This is a genomic window from Flavobacterium sp. WV_118_3 (assembly GCF_039778605.1).
Taxonomy (GTDB): Bacteria; Bacteroidota; Bacteroidia; order Flavobacteriales; family Flavobacteriaceae; genus Flavobacterium.
This window is the reverse complement of the sequence record NZ_CP156060.1, coordinates 3,603,262-3,621,480: the sequence shown is the minus strand read 5'-3', so window position 1 is coordinate 3,621,480 and position 18,219 is coordinate 3,603,262. Positions and strand designations below refer to the sequence as shown.

General features: G+C 40.6%; 18 protein-coding genes. 16 read left to right on the top strand and 2 right to left on the bottom strand.

Annotation, left to right across the window (positions count from 1 at the left end; genetic code table 11):
• Positions 1-70 precede the first annotated feature (70 nt).
• The 7 genes from ABFU83_RS16880 to ABFU83_RS16850 are packed head-to-tail and all read left to right on the top strand — an operon-like array spanning position 71 to position 7,945.
• The gene (locus ABFU83_RS16880) at positions 71-979 is read left to right on the top strand and encodes a nucleotidyltransferase domain-containing protein (RefSeq protein ID WP_347067641.1); all 909 of its coding nucleotides are present in this window, start codon (positions 71-73) and stop codon (positions 977-979) included.
• Positions 972-2,429: a radical SAM protein gene (locus ABFU83_RS16875; RefSeq protein ID WP_347067639.1), complete on the top strand. Its 1,458-nt coding sequence runs from the start codon at positions 972-974 to the stop codon at positions 2,427-2,429. Before ABFU83_RS16880 ends, ABFU83_RS16875 begins: the two co-directional genes overlap by 8 nt.
• Positions 2,426-3,208, top strand: coding sequence for a class I SAM-dependent methyltransferase (locus tag ABFU83_RS16870; protein ID WP_347067637.1), 783 nt, complete (start codon positions 2,426-2,428; stop codon positions 3,206-3,208). Before ABFU83_RS16875 ends, ABFU83_RS16870 begins: the two co-directional genes overlap by 4 nt.
• Positions 3,205-4,596, top strand: a complete 1,392-nt coding sequence (locus ABFU83_RS16865) for a radical SAM protein (protein WP_347067635.1) — start codon at positions 3,205-3,207, stop codon at positions 4,594-4,596. Before ABFU83_RS16870 ends, ABFU83_RS16865 begins: the two co-directional genes overlap by 4 nt.
• A gap of 2 nt (positions 4,597-4,598) precedes the next feature.
• The gene (locus ABFU83_RS16860) at positions 4,599-6,104 is read left to right on the top strand and encodes a hypothetical protein (protein ID WP_347067633.1); all 1,506 of its coding nucleotides are present in this window, start codon (positions 4,599-4,601) and stop codon (positions 6,102-6,104) included.
• Entirely contained in the window at positions 6,079-7,197 is a 1,119-nt protein-coding gene (locus tag ABFU83_RS16855; protein WP_347067631.1) for a hypothetical protein, read from the top strand. Before ABFU83_RS16860 ends, ABFU83_RS16855 begins: the two co-directional genes overlap by 26 nt.
• A gap of 1 nt (position 7,198) precedes the next feature.
• Positions 7,199-7,945: a glycosyltransferase family 2 protein gene (locus tag ABFU83_RS16850; RefSeq protein ID WP_347067629.1), complete on the top strand. Its 747-nt coding sequence runs from the start codon at positions 7,199-7,201 to the stop codon at positions 7,943-7,945.
• 26 nt (positions 7,946-7,971) lie between these two features.
• On the opposite strand, the gene ABFU83_RS16845 is transcribed toward ABFU83_RS16850, so the two are convergent.
• Together ABFU83_RS16845 and ABFU83_RS16840 are read right to left on the bottom strand one after the other, a co-directional pair.
• The gene (locus ABFU83_RS16845) at positions 7,972-8,412 is read right to left on the bottom strand and encodes a hypothetical protein (RefSeq protein WP_347067628.1); all 441 of its coding nucleotides are present in this window, start codon (positions 8,410-8,412) and stop codon (positions 7,972-7,974) included.
• An 11-nt stretch (positions 8,413-8,423) separates the two neighbouring features.
• Complete coding sequence (locus ABFU83_RS16840) at positions 8,424-8,627, bottom strand: hypothetical protein (RefSeq protein WP_347067627.1); 204 nt, start codon at positions 8,625-8,627, stop codon at positions 8,424-8,426.
• Positions 8,628-8,963: 336 nt separating this feature from the next.
• Between ABFU83_RS16840 and ABFU83_RS16835 the strand changes: the two genes are divergently transcribed.
• The 9 genes from ABFU83_RS16835 (at position 8,964) to tsf (ending at position 18,140) form a co-directional block, all read left to right on the top strand.
• Positions 8,964-10,520 (top strand): glycosyltransferase family 87 protein, encoded by a 1,557-nt coding sequence (locus ABFU83_RS16835; protein ID WP_347067625.1) that lies wholly within the window; start codon positions 8,964-8,966, stop codon positions 10,518-10,520.
• The gene (locus ABFU83_RS16830; RefSeq protein WP_347067623.1) at positions 10,517-11,680 is read left to right on the top strand and encodes a hypothetical protein; all 1,164 of its coding nucleotides are present in this window, start codon (positions 10,517-10,519) and stop codon (positions 11,678-11,680) included. Before ABFU83_RS16835 ends, ABFU83_RS16830 begins: the two co-directional genes overlap by 4 nt.
• Before the next feature lies 1 nt (position 11,681).
• Entirely contained in the window at positions 11,682-13,205 is a 1,524-nt protein-coding gene (locus ABFU83_RS16825; RefSeq protein WP_347067621.1) for a radical SAM protein, read from the top strand.
• On the top strand, positions 13,205-13,867 hold the full coding sequence (locus ABFU83_RS16820) for a methyltransferase (protein WP_347067619.1): 663 nt from the start codon (positions 13,205-13,207) through the stop codon (positions 13,865-13,867). Before ABFU83_RS16825 ends, ABFU83_RS16820 begins: the two co-directional genes overlap by 1 nt.
• A gap of 50 nt (positions 13,868-13,917) precedes the next feature.
• Positions 13,918-15,228, top strand: coding sequence for a serine hydrolase domain-containing protein (locus ABFU83_RS16815; protein ID WP_347067617.1), 1,311 nt, complete (start codon positions 13,918-13,920; stop codon positions 15,226-15,228).
• A gap of 219 nt (positions 15,229-15,447) precedes the next feature.
• The gene (gene rplM, locus ABFU83_RS16810; RefSeq protein ID WP_136403806.1) at positions 15,448-15,903 is read left to right on the top strand and encodes a 50S ribosomal protein L13; all 456 of its coding nucleotides are present in this window, start codon (positions 15,448-15,450) and stop codon (positions 15,901-15,903) included.
• Positions 15,903-16,289, top strand: a complete 387-nt coding sequence (rpsI, locus tag ABFU83_RS16805) for a 30S ribosomal protein S9 (protein WP_136403805.1) — start codon at positions 15,903-15,905, stop codon at positions 16,287-16,289. Before rplM ends, rpsI begins: the two co-directional genes overlap by 1 nt.
• Positions 16,290-16,442: 153 nt before the next feature.
• On the top strand, positions 16,443-17,210 hold the full coding sequence (gene rpsB, locus ABFU83_RS16800; RefSeq protein WP_136403804.1) for a 30S ribosomal protein S2: 768 nt from the start codon (positions 16,443-16,445) through the stop codon (positions 17,208-17,210).
• A 105-nt stretch (positions 17,211-17,315) separates the two neighbouring features.
• Positions 17,316-18,140, top strand: a complete 825-nt coding sequence (tsf, locus tag ABFU83_RS16795) for a translation elongation factor Ts (RefSeq protein ID WP_347067614.1) — start codon at positions 17,316-17,318, stop codon at positions 18,138-18,140.
• Positions 18,141-18,219 lie beyond the last annotated feature (79 nt).

The window sequence follows — 18,219 nt, the reverse complement described above, 5'->3', positions numbered from 1 at the left end:
ATCAATCCAAAGATTTTGCTAATTTTAAATTGTCCAATATGACCTTTTATTAATAGCAAAATCTTTTGTTTTGAAGATATTAAAGCCGATTCTTTATTTCTCTATTTTCAACCATCCTTTACAGCTAGAGGAAGTCTATTCCTTCTCTGATCACGAGAACAGAACGGATTTTGATCTCGAAATCGAACAGGCCTTAGAACAAGGTATTATTAGCAAAACCGACCGCTATTATCATATCAACCTGACTGCCGAACACATCCAACGTAGGGAAACCGGCAACCGAAATGCTATAAGTGCATTGAAAAAAGCGCAAAAAAAGGCACAGTTCATTACATCATGGTTTCCATTTGTTGAAGCCGTAGCGATCTCCGGCTCGTTATCCAAAGGGTATTTCGACAGCAAATCCGACATCGATTATTTTATCATCTGTAAACCGGGACATTTATGGACCTGCCGGACGTGTCTGGTACTCTACAAAAAGTTATTCCTGTTTAATTCCCGGAAATATTTCTGTATGAACTACTTTATTACAGCAGATAATCTGGAAATTGAAGAAAAAAATCGTTTTACGGCTACAGAAATTGTAACTTTAATTCCACTATACGGGAAAGAGAAACTCACGGCGTTTTTTGAAAGCAATCAATGGGTACATTCCTTTTTCCCGAATAAAACCCGAACCGATATTGACAGTATCCGTCCGATAAAAAAGAAAAAAGTAACGGCTGCTTTCGAACGTTTTTTATCCGGTTCGATTGGCCGCAAAATAGAACAGTTGACCTTTAGAACTACTTTTTGGTTTTGGAAATTAAAATTCGAAAGAAAACTGGCTTCCGAATTTTCAATAGCCTTCAAGTCATCAAAAAGAGTATCCAAACACCATCCGTCCAATTTCCAGAAAAGAATCATCGATGCTTTAAATCAGAAATACGACGACCTTAACACTACGCATCATATCCAGCTAACCAAAGAACATGTCTGATATCCTGTTTTCACATTCGTACTACTACCGGCTCGATCCGAAGCAGTGGAAAAACCATACCCCTTTTCCACCTTTAGGAACGCTCTATGCTGCGTCATTGTTACGTAAATCCGGTTATCAGGTCGATTTATTCGACACCAACCTATTGGACAACCCGCGTGCCATTGCCGGCAAACTGGAAAACAACAAACCACACTATCTGGTGATTTATGACGACGGTTTTAATTACCTGACCAAAATGTGTCTGACCAAAATGCGGGAAGCGTGTTTTGAGATGATTGCCATCGGAAAACAACATCAGTGTACCGTTATTGTATGCAGTTCCGATTCGACCGATCATTATCCAAAATACCTGGACAAAGGCGCCGATTATATTTTACAAGGCGAAGGCGAAGCCAGTCTTTTGGAACTGATCAATACCTTAGAAAACAAAACATCCGTTGCTACGATTAGCGGAATTATTTATACCGATCCGAACACGCACCAAATCCGGATCAACCCCAAACGACAAATCATCCAAAATCTGGACGAATTGCCGCTTCCCGCCTGGGATTTAGTCGACATCGATTCATATAAAGCCCAATGGCAAAAAAGCGGTCAGCCGTTTACGCTCAATATCGCCACCACGCGCGGTTGCCCGTACAAATGCAACTGGTGCGCCAAACCGATTTACGGAAACCGCTACAACGCGCATTCGCCCAACTATATCGTACGGCATATCGCCCATCTAAAGTCCGCATTTGGTGTAACCCGATTCTGGATGTGCGACGATATTTTCGGTCTAAAACCCAACTGGGTACAGGAGTTCGGAAAACTACTGGACGAACAACAGCTATCGATCCGTTATTATATACAAAGTCGCGCCGACTTACTTTTAAAAGAAGATACCATTGCCGTATTGGCTCGTACCGGATTGGAAGAAGTCTGGATTGGCGCCGAAAGTGCTTCCCAGAAAATTCTGGACGCGATGGACAAAGGCACCACGGTAGCTCAGATTTATGAAGCCACCCGTTTGTTAAAAAAGAACCACGTTCGAATTGCTTTTTTCCTGCAATTCGGTTATCTGACCGAAAACCAGGAAGACATTCAAAAAACCATTGCCATGGTTAAAGAACTGTTACCCGATAATATCGGGATTTCCGTTTCCTATCCCTTACCAGGCACCAAATTTTACGACAAGGTCAAAGAAGACCTCAAACAGAAATCCAACTGGACCGATTCGGACGATCTGGACATGATGTTTCACGGCACCTATTCCTCCGAATATTATCGCAAATTACAGCGATTGGTTCACAAGGAATACCGTATTAGTCAGGGGCTTTATTTTCTAAAAAACCTGTTTCGCGATCCGGTACGCCCTGACAAATTAAAATCCATTGTCAAACTGGGTTATTATATTCCGAGTGCCGGAATCGACCGTTATCAGATAAAAGCTTTAGAAAAACCATGAGTGCTTCGTTCGACATAGCCGCAGCCACGTACGACCAAACGTTTACCCATACGGTAATCGGAAGGTTGCAACGCGATCTGGTCTATCGTCATATGACAGAAGCACTTCGTAATAGTACAATCCGCTCGCTATTGGAAATCAACTGCGGAACGGGCGAAGATGCCATTTGGTTATCGCAACAAGGCTATCAGATAACAGCCACCGATATTTCGGAACAAATGATCATCACAGCCAGACAAAAAGACACTACCGGGACGATTACTTTCCGGCAGGCTGATATCAATACGCTTCCCGCGGCTTTTCCAAATCAGACGTTCGATGCGATCTTTTCCGATTTTGGCGGACTGAATTGTCTTTCCGAACCGGAACTTAAAGCCTTTTTCGAAAACGCCCATCGGTTGCTAACATCAAACGGTCGGTTATTTTTAGTGATCATGCCAAAAAATACGGTATGGGAACAGTTTTATTTTCTGCTAAAAGGCCAATGGAAAGCAGCCTTCCGTCGTAAACGCGAAAAAGCAATCGCTAATGTCGACAGAGAAGCGGTGACGACCTATTATTACAATCCATCCGACATCAAACGAATGGCACAACGCCATTTTGCCGTAAACCAAATAAAACCCGTTGGTTTTTTTATTCCACCCTCCTACCTGGAACCCTTTGTAAAAGATAAAAAACGCTTAACTGCCGTTTTGGGTTCTCTGGAAAACACTATTCGAAACATTCGATTCCTGTCGCGCTATTCCGATCACTATTTTATTGCGTTGCAAAAAAGATGAGTATACTACTGACACACGGGTATTATATATCGGACGATCCGAAGGAGCAAAAAATCATGAAGCCTTATCCACCATTGGGATTGCTTTATATTTCGGGCTATCTGCTGGAACGGAATATTCCGAATAGCGTTTACGACAGTACGTTTTATTCCCAACAGGAACAACTGGATTATATCATTGAAATGCAACCCGATGTTATCGCCATTTACACCAACCTGATGACCAAAGTTGAGGTAATCCGATTGATTCGGATCCTGAAAACGGACTACCGTTACGGTTTTCCGAGAATCATTTTGGGTGGACCCGACGTGACCTATAATTGCGAAAATTATCTGAATGCCGGCGCCGATTTTCTGATTATAGGCGAAGGCGAAGAAACGACCTACCAACTCTATCAGGCCATTATGGAACAGTCGGATTATACGGTTGTTGATGGTATTGCTTTTTTCGACAACGGTCAATTGATCAAAACAAAAGCCCGAACCAAGTTCCGGGAATTGGACGAGTTGCCATTACCCAACCGGGAAGCTGCTCCGATCGAAAAATATTTACAAACCTGGAAAACGAATCACGGGAAAAGCTCGATGACAATTTCCACACAACGCGGCTGTCCGTATACCTGTAAGTGGTGCAGCACGGCTGTCTATGGCCAGAGTTACCGTAGACGACCGGCGCAACAGGTAGCTGCCGAAATGCGCCTTTTAAAAGACCAATACAATCCCGACACCCTCTGGTTTGTAGACGACGTATTTACCGTGAGTCATAAATGGCTGACGGAATTCCATAAAGAAGTACTCGCCCAGGACGCCAAAGTTCCGTTCGAATGTATCACCCGGGCCGAACGTCTTAACGATGCCATTTTACAACTTTTAAAAGAAGCCGGCTGTTATCGGATCTGGATTGGTGCCGAAAGCGGTTCCCAGAAAATCATTGACCTGATGGATCGCCGTGTTGATGTATCGGTTGTCAAACAGGCTATTCAAAAAACCAATGCCCTTGGTATCGAAACCGGAACGTTTATCATGGTAGGCTATCCCGGTGAAACCGAAGACGACATTCACCAGACAATTCAATACCTCAAAGAAGCCAACCCTACGGAATATACCATTACGGTAGCCTATCCGATTAAAGGCACTTCTTTGTATGATGAGGTGGAAAGCCGCATCACCGTACAACCCGATTGGGAAACCTCAACCGACCGTCAGATTGATTTTAAAAGAACCTATTCCCGTAAGTTTTACGATTATGCCGTGAGTAAAGTGGTAAACGAAGTGGAATTTCACCGGGAGCGGATCAAAACCGAAAACCGGAATCCGATCAAAATACTGAAATTAAAAACCAAATCCATTTTGGCCAGTGGCCTGATGCGGATTAGTAAACAGTTATAGCGATGAACCAATCGGCCGAAAAGAAATACTTCATTTTTATCACCCTGCTTTATTTTACAATAAGCCTGCTGGGTATTTTGCATCATGAACTTTGGCTGGACGAAGCACATCACTGGTTATTGGCGCTGGACAGCGGTTCTTTTTCGGAACTGTTTTACAACATGCGCCACGAAGGCCATCCAATGCTGTGGAACATCCTCTTGTTTTTACTCACCCGAATCACGGATAATCCGTTTTGGATGCAATTCCTACATATACTTTTATCCACGCTAACGGTTGGCATTTTTCTACGGAAATCGCCTTTTTCGACGCTTTTTAAAGTATTGTTTGTCTTTGGTTATTTTATGCTGTTCGAATACAACCTCATCAGTCGGAATTATATTTTGGGCTTATTATTCCTGTTTCTGGCTTTGGGACTATACCGCCAACGAAAGGAAAAATTCCTGCTTTATGCCTTTTGGTTGGTATTGGCCGCCAATATTCACCTGATGTTTACAGTAGTCAGTCTGGCACTACTCTTATTATTCACTATTGAAAACAAAAAAAACATACTTCGTTATACCAGCGGCTATCTCGTTTTTGCTGCGGGTCTTGTTTTATTAATCGTACAATTATTCCCGTCTATCGATAGTATCTTTCTATCCCGAACACAAAATATTACGCTATACGAACGCTTTACCAAAGGCTTTATCTCACTTTTTAAAGGATGGATCACGATACCCGATTTCCGAACCATTCATTTTTGGAATTCCAATTTACTGGTTAACTATAGCAAACCGATCTCGGCCGCCATCGGGTTGTTGTTATACGGACTTCCGCTATTGTTATTTTACAAACGAAAAGCCACTTTGTTGTTTACCTACACCGCCTTGTTTGGCGTACAGTGTTTTTTCTTTATCACCCAATTGGGCGCTACGCGATTCGATGGTATCAACTATATCATATTGATCACTGCTTTATGGATGGATCATTACCATGTATATCGTATCCGGAACAACATCAATCGGGATTTTGCACGGAGAACCGTTCTTTATTTACTGTTATTATTACAATTCAGCAGTGGAATCATAGCTTATCTATACGACTATTGGAAACCCTTTTCGTCCGGAAAACAGGTAGCCGCTTATCTGGAGCAACAGCGTTTATCGAAAATGGAAACCGTTACGCAGTTTTGCGAAGGAACCATTATTGCCCCTTATCTGGACAAGCGTCCGTTTTTCCTATGCACCAATCGGAATCAGGGACTTTGCAATTGGGAACAAAACTGTAATACTGCTATAACCGATAGTCAGCTCATCGCATTACTGGCAACGCATAGCGAACAAAACAGTGATTTTATTTTTATTACCGCCCGAAATATCACCCAAAACCCGGAAAATACGATTCGCCTTAAAAAACTAACCCATTTGTCGCCTTGTATTGTCCGAAACACAAATTATTATATCTACCGCGTTACCCGTATTATTACCAAACCAATCCCGCATGAAAAAACTATTGCTCGTTTTTAGTCTGTTACTTGTCGCCTGCGCGAACGATTCCTATTCCGATCTGATGGAAAAAGGAGACGATTCGCTTGTACTCCGATGGAACAAGGCGTATGAGGACGACGATATCAATAAATCGTTGATCGGATTAAAATGGGCTTTGTCGTATATCGGTGCGAAGTTACCTTCTGATGTATCCGGTGTGTATAGCAATGGCAATCGGATTTATGTGGACAGTAAAGCCATTGGATTATCGGAAAATGCACAGGTTCTATTGAACCGTTTGCATCAAAAGATCAAAAATTCCCAGGAATACCAACAACAGCAAACAATCGATTTGGGTCGGTATGTTACCTTGTTGCTCGGTGCTTCCGAACATTATTATGCCTTAACAGGCGTACCCGAACAACTGGACATACTCCTGAGCCATTACACCTTACAACCCGAAAAAGGTTATGTGGACAATTCGGGTGTATCACTGGAACATCGTATCATACGGTTTTCCGAACAAAACGGATTAAATCAGGTCTTTTTGTCAACCGAGATCAATCCGGCCAATGGAGCGGTAACCGAATACGAAACCATCGAATTATTAGACAACGGTCAGCTTCGCTTTGGGATATTCGACGCCAACGGGATTCGGAAAAACAATGCCGATCCGACGCATTCCAATGCCGGAAAACCCGCCAAATGCATGTGGTGTCACGAATCGTCCATACAACCGTTATTTACCGTTCAGAACAACCACAACGGTTTTCTGCCGTATACCGATTTCCGCGACCGGCTTTTGGACTTCCGGACTTCGCATAACACGTTAAAAAACAACCTCCCAATGGGTGTCAATTTTTCGCAAACACAACAACACACCCTAACGGAACTGCTTTATATTTCCTTTATGGAACCTTCGGCCGAACGTTTAAGTCGGGAATGGAATCTCACCTTAACCGAGGTTCAAAACCGCCTGGCCGGACTACCCACGCATACGTACGATGAATTTCCATTTCTGGGAAACCTTTACCATCGTAAAGATATCGAATCGCTGGCACCATTGCAGAGCTTAAGCGTTTCGGATCACGTACGGGAACTATCACAAACCGAAGTCAACCACCTGAACTGATATGGTATACAATCAAAAAATAGTAGTCGTACTTCCGGCTTATAATGCCGGTAAAACCATAGAAAAGACGTATAACGAAATTCCTTTCGACATCGTCGATGACGTCATCCTGACCGATGATTTTAGCAAAGACGATACGATTCGGATTGCACGGGAACTGGGTATTGAACATATCATTGCCCATGACCGCAACAAAGGTTACGGCGCCAATCAGAAAAGCTGTTATCAAAAAGCCCTTGAATTAAACGCCGATATTATCATCATGTTGCATCCGGATTATCAATATACACCCAAACTGATTCCATCGATGGTACATCTGGTGGTAAGCGATTTATATGACGTGGTATTGGGTTCACGAATACTAGGCAAAGGCGCCTTAAAAAACGGCATGCCGGTTTACAAATATATCGCCAACCGTATGCTGACGTTATTTCAAAATCTGATGATGAATCAGAAATTATCCGAATACCATACGGGTTACCGTTGCTTTAAAGCCTCCGTTTTGCAACAGATCGACTTTGAAAACAATTCCGACGATTTTGTATTCGACAACGAAATACTGGCGCAATTTTGCTATCACGACGCCCGGATTGGCGAAGTTTCGTGTCCAACACATTATTTTGAAGATGCTTCTTCGATCAACCTCCAACGCAGTATTGTGTACGGATTGGGTGTTTTACGCGTCTCGTTGCGTTATGCGCTACAAAAAACCAACTTGTTTCATTTTGCCTTATTTTCCAAATCATAAAAAAGGAAACAATCTGAAGTCAACCCTTATTCTTCACTATCCTGATTCCAAAATTCATCCCATCGGATTACCTCAAAATTTTGTTGGGTGATGGTCGCAATTGCAGAATCCATATCATAACCGGGAACAAAACCGTATCGTGACTCGATATAGAAATCATCGGTATCAAGGTCGGTCATGATTTTAAAAACACGAGAAAAACCGGGTGTTTTCGCTTTCCCTACATATTCGTTCCAAATGGCCTTAAGGATTGCAAAACCGGCATCACAATCTTCATCGTTTATGGGCTTTTCATCCACAAATTTCAGGTCTCTATCTTTAAAGGATCGATCGTAGATATAGAAAGGGGAATCATAAACCGTTTGGGAGAGGTTTGCAATCGAGATCCCATACGTTTGAAAGAATTCCGATAGATGAAAAACCAATACTGCGGGTTTCTCGGGGTTATGTTGTAAATTTTCGTTCATCTCTATTTTTGTTAAGCACCAAATCTCACGGCTTTCGCGCTGTCATTTACGTTGAATTCGCTTGCTCCCAAAGCCGCGTCCCGGATCAGGCGAATCGCAAACGCCAGATTGTTACTAAAATACATCGCGTCCGGATGAATCGTGTCTATATCTAAAATCGCTATTTTGTTTGCGACATCAATCGATTTTACTTTTACATCGTATAAATAGGCCATATCTCAATTAGGATTTAAAGGTCAAAGACCAAAACTGCAGGTTTCTCAGTGTCCTGTCGTTCATTTTCGAAACACAATACCAATTCTAAAACCTGCAACTAAAAAAGTGTTATTTTTCTTTCAACTTTTGAGTGGAAAAATACTACTTTATTCTTATAAAACTTTAAAAAGTAGCATAAATACAAGTCGGGTTTTGCAGTTTAACAGTAAAGAGGATATTTTTTTAATAACGAACAACCTGTTTAATAGATCACATTATTCGTTGTGTACAGATTAAGGGTTTTCGCGTATCTTTGAACTAAGTCCTGCAAAAACAGGCTGTTTATGTTCCGGATTATGAGAAAACTGTTCGAAACCTATTATCCTTTGCTTCCGATAATTACACTGTGTGGTTTTTACCTCTATCAGGCGAGTGGTTTCGTCTTACATGATTTTGCGAATTACTATTTTGGCAGCTATTTTCTTTCGGAAGGTCATTTTACCTCCGATTTGTATTTCCCGGCTATTTTTAATGAAAAGATTTCGGCCTTGGGTTATACGTCCGTTTTTACCAGTTTCGCACCCAACACACCGTTTTTAGCACTGTTTTTTTATCCGTTTCACATTCTTGATCCGTATACGGCTAAAATTATATTCAATCTGATCAGCAGTGTGCTGTTTCTTTATAGTCTGAGGCGGATCTTCCAGTACTATTCCATCCAACCGATCTATCTGGTTTTGGTGCCGTTTCTCTTTTTTATTCCGATCAAAAACAACCTGTTGTTCGGACAATTGTATTTTTTACTTTTCTTTTTGTTGGCTGAAGGCTGGCTGGCGTACGAAAAAAAGCAGTTTTTCCGGATGAGTCTGTTTTGGGGTATTGCCATTCTTTTAAAAATATTCCCCGTACTATTGATCTTATTTTTACTCTTTCGAAAAAAATTTAAAGCCGCTCTATATCTGATCGGAGTTTGCGCAGGTTTGACATTACTGTCGGTTGCCATAAGCGGATTTGAAATCTGGGTTTTCTTTTTAAAAGACGTATTTCCGAAAGCTTCGAATGGTGAAATCGCTACCGCTTTTGTCGACAATTACCAGTCGTTTTATATGTTTACCAAACGACTATTGCTTTTCGATCCGATCGAAAATCCAAATCCGTTATGGAACAGTCCGCTATTTTTTCAAATCGTATGGATCACTTTTAAACTGAGTCTGCTTTATATCGGATTTTTCGTTTCCCAAAACCACGATAAACTGTTTGCTTTTTCCTATTGGATCATCGCTGCCATACTACTGTCGCCCTACGGAAGTACCTATACGTTTATTGTATTGCTATTTCCTTTTATTTTTCTGGCAAAAGAACGCCTACCGTCTTATACAAAAATCACCCTATTTATAGTACTATTCGCGATCTGCAATGCTCCGTTATCACTATTTTTAACCAAAGCATTCCCGTTTTCCTATATCCGACTAGCAGGTCTATTGTTCTTTTTTGTACTGTTTCTCTTTCCCGAGCGCAAAACCATTTCTCCAAAAGGAATGCTGTTACTTCCGTTAATTATCATACCGATTGGTTTTGTTGGTTCCTATTCCAAACCATCCGAAAACAGCAAAGCACTTCTTCCAAAAGACAGTCCGATATTGCTTTATGATTATACCATTTCCGGCAACGAACTCCGTTATTTTTACCGGAATGAAAACGGAACCCATTCGGCGGTTCTTCCTCTTCCCGAGGTAAAAATAGCCGAAGCGGTTATCCAAAACAACCAGATTTTTTATAACGGACAACAACAAACCGTTGGCAGTGATCACAAACAAAAAGCCATCGTATTAAAGAACAAAACGATCCTGTACTTATCGGATTACGGCCGTGGTATCGGATTTTATACCTTGCGAAAAAACACAGTCCATTGAGAGCAAACCATTACAACCGAATTGCACATATTTCGAGCAATACGCTACGCCAAATCATCGTATCGGCCTTTGGTATGGCTATTCCATTTTTGGTGATTCATTTTGCGCAAAAAGAAATCTGGGGTGCATTTGTTTCGATTTTGTTGTATACGCTGTTTGCCATTCAGGTGATCAACTGGGGAAATAAAGAATATGTCTTGCGGTTGTTTAGTATGCTTCCGAATAGAATCAAAAAGAACTATTCCCGAATACTGTTTACCCGTTTGCCTTTAGTCTTTCTATTTTCGATTGGAAGCCTCTGTTTTTTTCCGGTTACCTATACATTTTACATTTTTATATGGTTATTGGGACGCTATTTTAATCATTCCACCGAAGCATTGGTCATTTACGAAAAGAAATTCAACGCCTCCATAGCGATCGAAGTCATTAGTTTTTTGGTATTCCTGTTTCCTTTCTATTGGCTAAAAGACGATTTCGGGATTTATTCGTTGTTGGTTAATTACAGTTTTTACCAGTTTATCCGCGGCACCGGTTATTTTGTATTGTTTCAAAAATACCTATCTTCCGGGAATATCAAAATGGACTTTTCCTATTACAAACAGGCTTTTCCATTCTTTTTATTGTCGGTTTTGGGCTTTTTCACTTCAAAAATCGACTTATATATCATCGACTATTTCGAAAACCGAACCATTGTTGCCAATTATCAGGTACTCAATAGTCTGCTGGTTTTTGCCATGTCGGTTGCAGCATTTATTTATACCCCGTTTACCAAAAACATATACCGGAATACCACGTCGGTTGTGGGTCAAATTCAAAAACAACTAAGCTTGCTGGGATTATTCCTGGTCCCAATCGGCTTATTGATCATCCATTTGATCACGATGTACTACCTAAAAACCAGCCTTTCCATTTGGTTTTACACGATTGCTTTCCTATATGTATACCCTTCGTTTATTTATGGTATCAAAATTGTGGAACTCTTTCGGAATCATCAGGAAAAAACCGTTATAAAAATTTTACTCACCGGAACGTTGATCAATGCTATACTATCAACAATATTAGTATATTTAAACTATGGAATGAGTGGCGCTTTATTGGGTGCCGCCATAGCACAACTGGTTCAATTAGTACTTACCTCAAAACCCTCGTTATTGCGATAACATGAATACGAACAAGGTTATATTATTCAATCCCCGAAGTGCCAATAGTAAGCACCGGATACCGAATTCCATTTTACAGGTAGGCGCCTCTATTCATGGGCATTACGACTATGTTTTTGTAGATGGCAATCTGGAAACCGATCCGTGGCAAACCATCGAACGTTATCTTTCGACAGGCGAATTCAAATACTTTGGTTCTACGGTTATGCCCGGTCCGCAATTGAAACAAGCCATTCCATTTACCAAAAAAATAAAACAACAGTTTCCGCAAATCACAACCATATGGGGTGGTTATTTTGCGTCCAATCAATATAAAGTCGCTTTGGATTCCGGTTATGTGGATTATATTATCAATGGTCCCGGCGACAAAACCTTTCCATCGCTTTTAGCTGCCTTGGAAAACAACGAACCCGAAAGCATCGTTTTAATCAAAAACCTGATTTATAAAAAAGCGGACGGTACGATAACCAAAACCGCAACCGAAGCCTTATTGGATCAGGATACGCTACCAAAGTTCCCCTACGAATACCTAAACCAGTTTTACCCGGTACGCAACTACCTGGCCAAAACTTTTATGGGATCGAAAACGCTTTCCTATCATTCCAGCATGGGTTGTCCGTTTAGCTGTTCGTTTTGTGCGGTTGTTCCGATTTACAATGCCCGTTGGAAAGGCATGTCGGCTGCACGGATTTACGAAGATGTACGCTATTTTAAAGACACCTATAACATTGACGCGATCGAATTTCACGACAATAATTTTTTTACGTCGAAAAAAAGAGTGTTGGAATTTTCAGAACTAATCCTAAACGACAACATCAGTTATTGGGGTGAAGGTCGTATTGACACGATCAATATGTATTCGGACGACGAACTCCGACTGATGCGCAAAGCCGGTTGCAAAATGATCTTTTTAGGTGCCGAAACCGGAAACGATGCCATTTTAAAACAAATGAACAAAGGCGGTACGCAATCCGGACAAATGATCAAAGATTTTGTGTTACGGATGAAAAACGTCGACATTGTTCCGGAGTTATCCTTTGTACTGGGTATGCCGGCTGCGACCGAAAAAGAAGTATACGATCAGATTTTATGGGATATTAACTTTATCCGCGAAATCAAAACGATCAACCCGAAATCCGAAATTATCATTTATTTATATAGTCCGGTTCCAACCGAAGGATCGGAACTGTACCAGCAAATTCTGGATGCCGGATTTTCATTTCCTACGCAATTGGAAGACTGGATTTCGCCCAGCTGGGAAAACTTCGACCTTCGAAAAAACCCGATTACGCCGTGGTTAAAACCCTATATGATCGATACGATCAAAAACTTCGAAACGGTTTTAAACGGCTATTATCCTACGGTATCCGATTTCCGGATCAGAGGATTTAAAAAAACACTATTACAAACCCTGTCGGGATTACGTTATAAAACCGGAATTTATCAGTATCCATATGAGATCAAAGCTTTGCATAAAATCTGGCGCTACCGTCAACCCGAAATCGAAGGTTTTTATTCGGAATAATGAGAAAACTGATCCAACACATCGTCAGTCCGTTTTTGCAAAAAGCCAGTGCGATCTATTTGTCGAAACCGCGGAACTATCGCTATAAAAACATTCGTGTTCGTGTAGAACCGGGTGTGTTTCCGCCTTTTATTACGATCAGCACCAAACTGCTGTTAGAATTTATCGAGCCGCTTCCGTTGCAAAACAAAACCTTCCTCGAACTGGGTTGCGGCTGTGGTATCATTTCCATACTGGCCGCCCAAAAAGGCGCACAGGTGACCGCTTCCGACATTAACGAAACGGCACTTGAAGCACTCCAAAAAAATGCGATCACCAATCAGGTAACTTTATCTGTCATTTATTCCGATTTGTTTCAGGAATTATCGGATCGGCAATTCGATTATATCGTGATCAATCCTCCTTATTATCCAAAAACGCCTCAAAACACCGCTGAAAGGGCCTGGTTTTGTGGTGAAAACTTTGATTACTTTGAAAAACTATTCGCAGAACTCCCGAAATATTGTACCGAAACCAACAAAATCTATATGATCCTTTCGGAAGATTGCGATTGTGATACCATCCAATCCATCGCCACCCGGAATGCGCTTCGGATGCAAGTTGTTCGCACTGCAAAAGTGTTTCGGGAACAGAATTATATTTTTGAAATCGGAAGCCAATAATTTTTGGTAACTTTCGGACGTTATTTATGATAACTAAAAGTCCGTTTTCTATGAAAAAAATAATTGTCGTTTCACTACTACTTCTGTCCTTTTCCATCGTTGCTCAGGAAAAAACGCGTTTCAACAAAATAGACAGTTTGCTAACCTATTTACATGAAAACAACAAATTTATGGGCGCCATAAGTCTGCGGGAAAACGGAAATGTGGTTTTTGAAAAGAATTATGGCTTTGCAGACGTGGAAAACAACATCTCAGCCGATAGCAATACCAAATACCGAATCGGTTCCGTTACCAAAATCTTTACTGCGGCTATCATTTTTCAATTGATTGAAGAAAAAAAACTGACCTTAGACACCAAACTATCCAAGTTTTATTCTGAAATTCCGAATTCCAACACAATTACCATCGGAATGCTGCTCAACCATAAAAGCGGCATCGCCAACTATACCGACAACAGCTTTGATTCCTATAAAACCAAGCCGCAAACCAAACGCGACATGTTAAAACGCATCGCGGCAGCGCAACCGGTTTTCGAACCCGACACTAAAGCCGAATACAGCAATTCGAATTATCTTTTATTGGGTTATATCATCGAATCGATCACCGGAAAAAACTATGGCGATAATGTTGCCACCCGAATTGCTGGCAAAATTGGTTTAAAAAACACCTATTACCCTAAAAAGAGCGTACCGGGTAAAGACGAGGCCTTTTCCTATTCTTTCGCCGGTAACAAATGGAAAAAAACGCCATCCTGGGATTTAAGCGTGGCCAATGCCGCCGGTGCCTTAGTATCGACACCATCCGATCTGACCGATTTTATCAACGCCCTTTTTACCGGAAAAATTGTCAAACCCACTTCACTGGCACAAATGACCGCTATGGAAAACGGATACGGCAAAGGATTGTTACAATTTCCATTTAGCGACAAACGCTTTTTAGGTCATAACGGAATTATTGAAGATTTCCGTTCGGTTGTAGCGTATCATTCAACGGATAAAACGGCGGTTTCCCTTATCGTAAACGGAAACAACTATAACGAAAACGACCTGTTACTGGGCGTCCTAAGTATTTATTATAAAATCCCGTATCGCTTTCCGAACTTAAAATCCATAGCGGTCGATCCGAAGCTTTTAAAAAGCTATGAAGGTGTGTACAGTTCCAAACAGATTCCATTACAACTAACGATCCGCGTAGAAAACGGAAAACTACAAGGTCAGGCGACCGGACAAAGCCCGTTTCCGCTAAATGCGTTAAGTCCGACGGAATTCATTTTTGATCCGGCCGGAATTGAAATCACCTTTAAAGACAAGGGATTACTTTTAAAACAGGGCGATAGCAAACTGACTTTCACCAAAGAATAGCATCAAAACCGGTATTTAACAGGATAACTATTTCCGGATCCGGTCAAAAAAAGCGTCTGAATCGACAACGACACTCTTAAATCGTTATAAAATGACAGATAACCCAACTGATTATCAATCGATAAAATATTATTCGACAGACATTTGTATTTAAAATAAATATTTGTACTTTTGCAACCCCTTTATTGGGGATGGAATGTTTAATTAAAATAAATTATTGTGAACAATTTAAGCTACAAGACAGTATCAGCTAACAAGGCAACTGCTCAAAAAGAGTGGATCGTTGTAGATGCTGAAGGTCATAACTTAGGTCGTTTTGCTTCAAAAGTAGCCATGCTATTAAGAGGTAAATACAAGCCAAGTTATACACCGCACGTGGACTGTGGAGATAACGTGATTGTTATCAACGCAGAAAAAATCAACCTAACAGGTAACAAACTTGAGGATAAAACGTATATCCGTCACACAGGTTACCCAGGTGGTCAAAGAAGTTTATCTGCTAAAGTAATGCAACAAAAAAACCCTGCATTATTAGTAGAGAAAGCTGTAAAAGGAATGTTGCCTAAAAACAAATTAGGAGCACAATTATTCCGCAATTTAAATGTATATGTAGGTACTGAGCACAAACATGATGCACAACAACCTAAAACCGTTAACTTAAACGATCTAAAGTAATGGGAGTTATTCACAAAATCGGTAGAAGAAAAACCGCTGTTGCTCGTGTATATGTTACAGAAGGAACTGGAAACATCACGGTAAACAAGAGAGAATTTACAACTTACTTCCCAACGGCTACATTACAGTACAAAGTGATGCAACCATTAGCAATGACTGAAAACGCTGCTAATTTTGACATCAAAGTAAATGTATACGGAGGAGGAACAACTGGTCAGGCAGAAGCTGTACGTATGGCAATCGCAAGAGCTATGTGTGAAGTAGAAGCTGAGAACAGAGCAATCTTAAAACCAGAAGGATTACTAACAAGAGATCCTCGTATGGTTGAGCGTAAGAAATTCGGTCAGAAGAAAGCTCGTAAGAGATTCCAATTCTCGAAACGTTAATATTTATTTATTATTAAAAAAACTAAGTTTTTGTTGCTCTCCTGCTGAGGCAGGAATTAGTTTAGCATCTAAATGGCGAAGACCAGACTATCAGTTCACTGATGTACCGCTACTTCACCATTGCTAATACAACAGAACGTAAACTATTACAAAATGGCAAACAAAGTAGAAGTTAAAGAATTACTAGAAGCAGGTGTTCACTTCGGACACATGACTAGAAAATGGGATCCAAACATGGCTCCTTACATCTATATGGAGCGTAATGGTATTCACATTATCAACCTATATAAAACGGCAGCTAAAATCGAAGAGGCTAATGAGGCTTTGAAAAAAATCGCTGCATCTGGTAGAAAAGTACTTTTCGTAGCTACCAAAAAACAAGCAAAAGATATCGTTGCAGAAAAAGCTGCAGCAGCAAACATGCCGTACATCACTGAAAGATGGCCAGGTGGTATGTTGACTAACTTCGTAACGATCCGTAAAGCTGTTAAGAAAATGGCTTCTATCGATAAAATGAAGAAAGACGGTACTTTTATGACATTATCTAAAAAAGAACGTTTACAGGTAGATCGTCTTCGTGCAAAACTTGAGAAAAACTTAGGTTCTATTGCCGATATGACCCGATTACCAGCTGCGTTGTTTGTAGTGGATATCAAAGCGGAACACATCGCTGTAAAAGAAGCACAAAAATTAAACATTCCAGTTTTTGCTATGGTAGATACCAACTCTGACCCACGTCAGGTTGATTATGTTATCCCGGCTAACGATGATGCTTCAAAATCAATCGACAAAGTTTTATCTTTAGTAAGTGGTGCTATCATTGAAGGACTTTCTGACAGAAAATCTGACAAAGAAGAGCAACCAGCTGGAGAAGTAGCAGCTGCTCAAACAGAAGCTACAACGACTTCAACTGAAGAATAAAAATAACATTATGATAAAGTCGTTATGCTGGTGGATGCTTACTTTTGGGGCGACTATCAACATAACGACTTCATTTTTTTAACCTAAAAATAAAACACTTTCAAAATGGCAAATATTACTGCTGCAGACGTAAATAAATTAAGACAAATTACCGGTGCCGGTATGATGGATTGTAAAAAAGCTTTAGTTGAAGCTGATGGAGATTTTGATTTAGCAATCGAAAACCTACGTAAAAAAGGTCAGAAAGTTGCTGCTAACCGTTCTGACAGAGAGTCAACTGAAGGAGCTGTTATCGCTGTTGTAAACGCTGACAAAACTGCTGGTGTTGTGATTTCACTTAACTGTGAGACGGACTTCGTAGGTAAAAACGAAGGTTTCGTAAAATTAGCTACAGATTTAGCGAATCAAGCAATCAACTTCGCTACTAAAGAAGAATTTTTAGCATCTGATTTCAATGGAATCACTGTTGCTGACAAATTGATCGAGCAAACAGGAGTTATCGGAGAGAAAATCGAAATCGGTTCTTTCGAGCGTTTAGAAGGAGCATTCGTAGGATCTTATATACACGCTGGAAACAAAATCGCTACATTAGTAGCGTTATCAGCTAACGTTGACGGTGCTGAAGAAGCTTCAAGAAACGTAGCAATGCAAGCGGCTGCTATGGCGCCAATCGCATTAAACGAAGAAGGTGTTGATGCTGCTATCATCGAAAAAGAAATTGAAATCGCTAAAGATTTACTACGTCAGGAAGGAAAACCAGAAGCTATGTTAGACAACATCGCTAAAGGTAAATTAGCACGTTTCTTCAAAGACAACACTTTAGTAAACCAGGATTATATTAAAGAACCAAAAATGAGCGTTACAGAATATGTAAAATCAGTAGACGGAGCTTTAACTGTTACAGGTTTCAAAAGAGCTGCTTTAGCATAATAACACTATTCCGGTTTTACCGGAAAACAATTTTGCCAGCAATGGTAAAACGAACCCCAATCTGTGATTGGGGTTTTAT

What these genes read in the sequence shown, in the direction of transcription:
- ABFU83_RS16875 (WP_347067639.1), top strand. Translation starts at nt 972, where the DNA reads ATGTCTGATATCCTGTTTTCACATTCGTACTACTACCGGCTCGATCCG.
- ABFU83_RS16870 (WP_347067637.1), top strand. Translation starts at nt 2,426, where the DNA reads ATGAGTGCTTCGTTCGACATAGCCGCAGCCACGTACGACCAAACGTTT.
- ABFU83_RS16865 (WP_347067635.1), top strand. Translation starts at nt 3,205, where the DNA reads ATGAGTATACTACTGACACACGGGTATTATATATCGGACGATCCGAAG.
- ABFU83_RS16860 (WP_347067633.1), top strand. Translation starts at nt 4,599, where the DNA reads ATGAACCAATCGGCCGAAAAGAAATACTTCATTTTTATCACCCTGCTT.
- ABFU83_RS16855 (WP_347067631.1), top strand. Translation starts at nt 6,079, where the DNA reads ATGAAAAAACTATTGCTCGTTTTTAGTCTGTTACTTGTCGCCTGCGCG.
- ABFU83_RS16850 (WP_347067629.1), top strand. Translation starts at nt 7,199, where the DNA reads ATGGTATACAATCAAAAAATAGTAGTCGTACTTCCGGCTTATAATGCC.
- ABFU83_RS16845 (WP_347067628.1), bottom strand. Translation starts at nt 8,412, where the DNA reads ATGAACGAAAATTTACAACATAACCCCGAGAAACCCGCAGTATTGGTT.
- ABFU83_RS16840 (WP_347067627.1), bottom strand. Translation starts at nt 8,627, where the DNA reads ATGGCCTATTTATACGATGTAAAAGTAAAATCGATTGATGTCGCAAAC.
- ABFU83_RS16835 (WP_347067625.1), top strand. Translation starts at nt 8,964, where the DNA reads ATGAGAAAACTGTTCGAAACCTATTATCCTTTGCTTCCGATAATTACA.
- ABFU83_RS16825 (WP_347067621.1), top strand. Translation starts at nt 11,682, where the DNA reads ATGAATACGAACAAGGTTATATTATTCAATCCCCGAAGTGCCAATAGT.
- ABFU83_RS16820 (WP_347067619.1), top strand. Translation starts at nt 13,205, where the DNA reads ATGAGAAAACTGATCCAACACATCGTCAGTCCGTTTTTGCAAAAAGCC.
- ABFU83_RS16815 (WP_347067617.1), top strand. Translation starts at nt 13,918, where the DNA reads ATGAAAAAAATAATTGTCGTTTCACTACTACTTCTGTCCTTTTCCATC.
- rpsI (WP_136403805.1), top strand. Translation starts at nt 15,903, where the DNA reads ATGGGAGTTATTCACAAAATCGGTAGAAGAAAAACCGCTGTTGCTCGT.
- rpsB (WP_136403804.1), top strand. Translation starts at nt 16,443, where the DNA reads ATGGCAAACAAAGTAGAAGTTAAAGAATTACTAGAAGCAGGTGTTCAC.
- tsf (WP_347067614.1), top strand. Translation starts at nt 17,316, where the DNA reads ATGGCAAATATTACTGCTGCAGACGTAAATAAATTAAGACAAATTACC.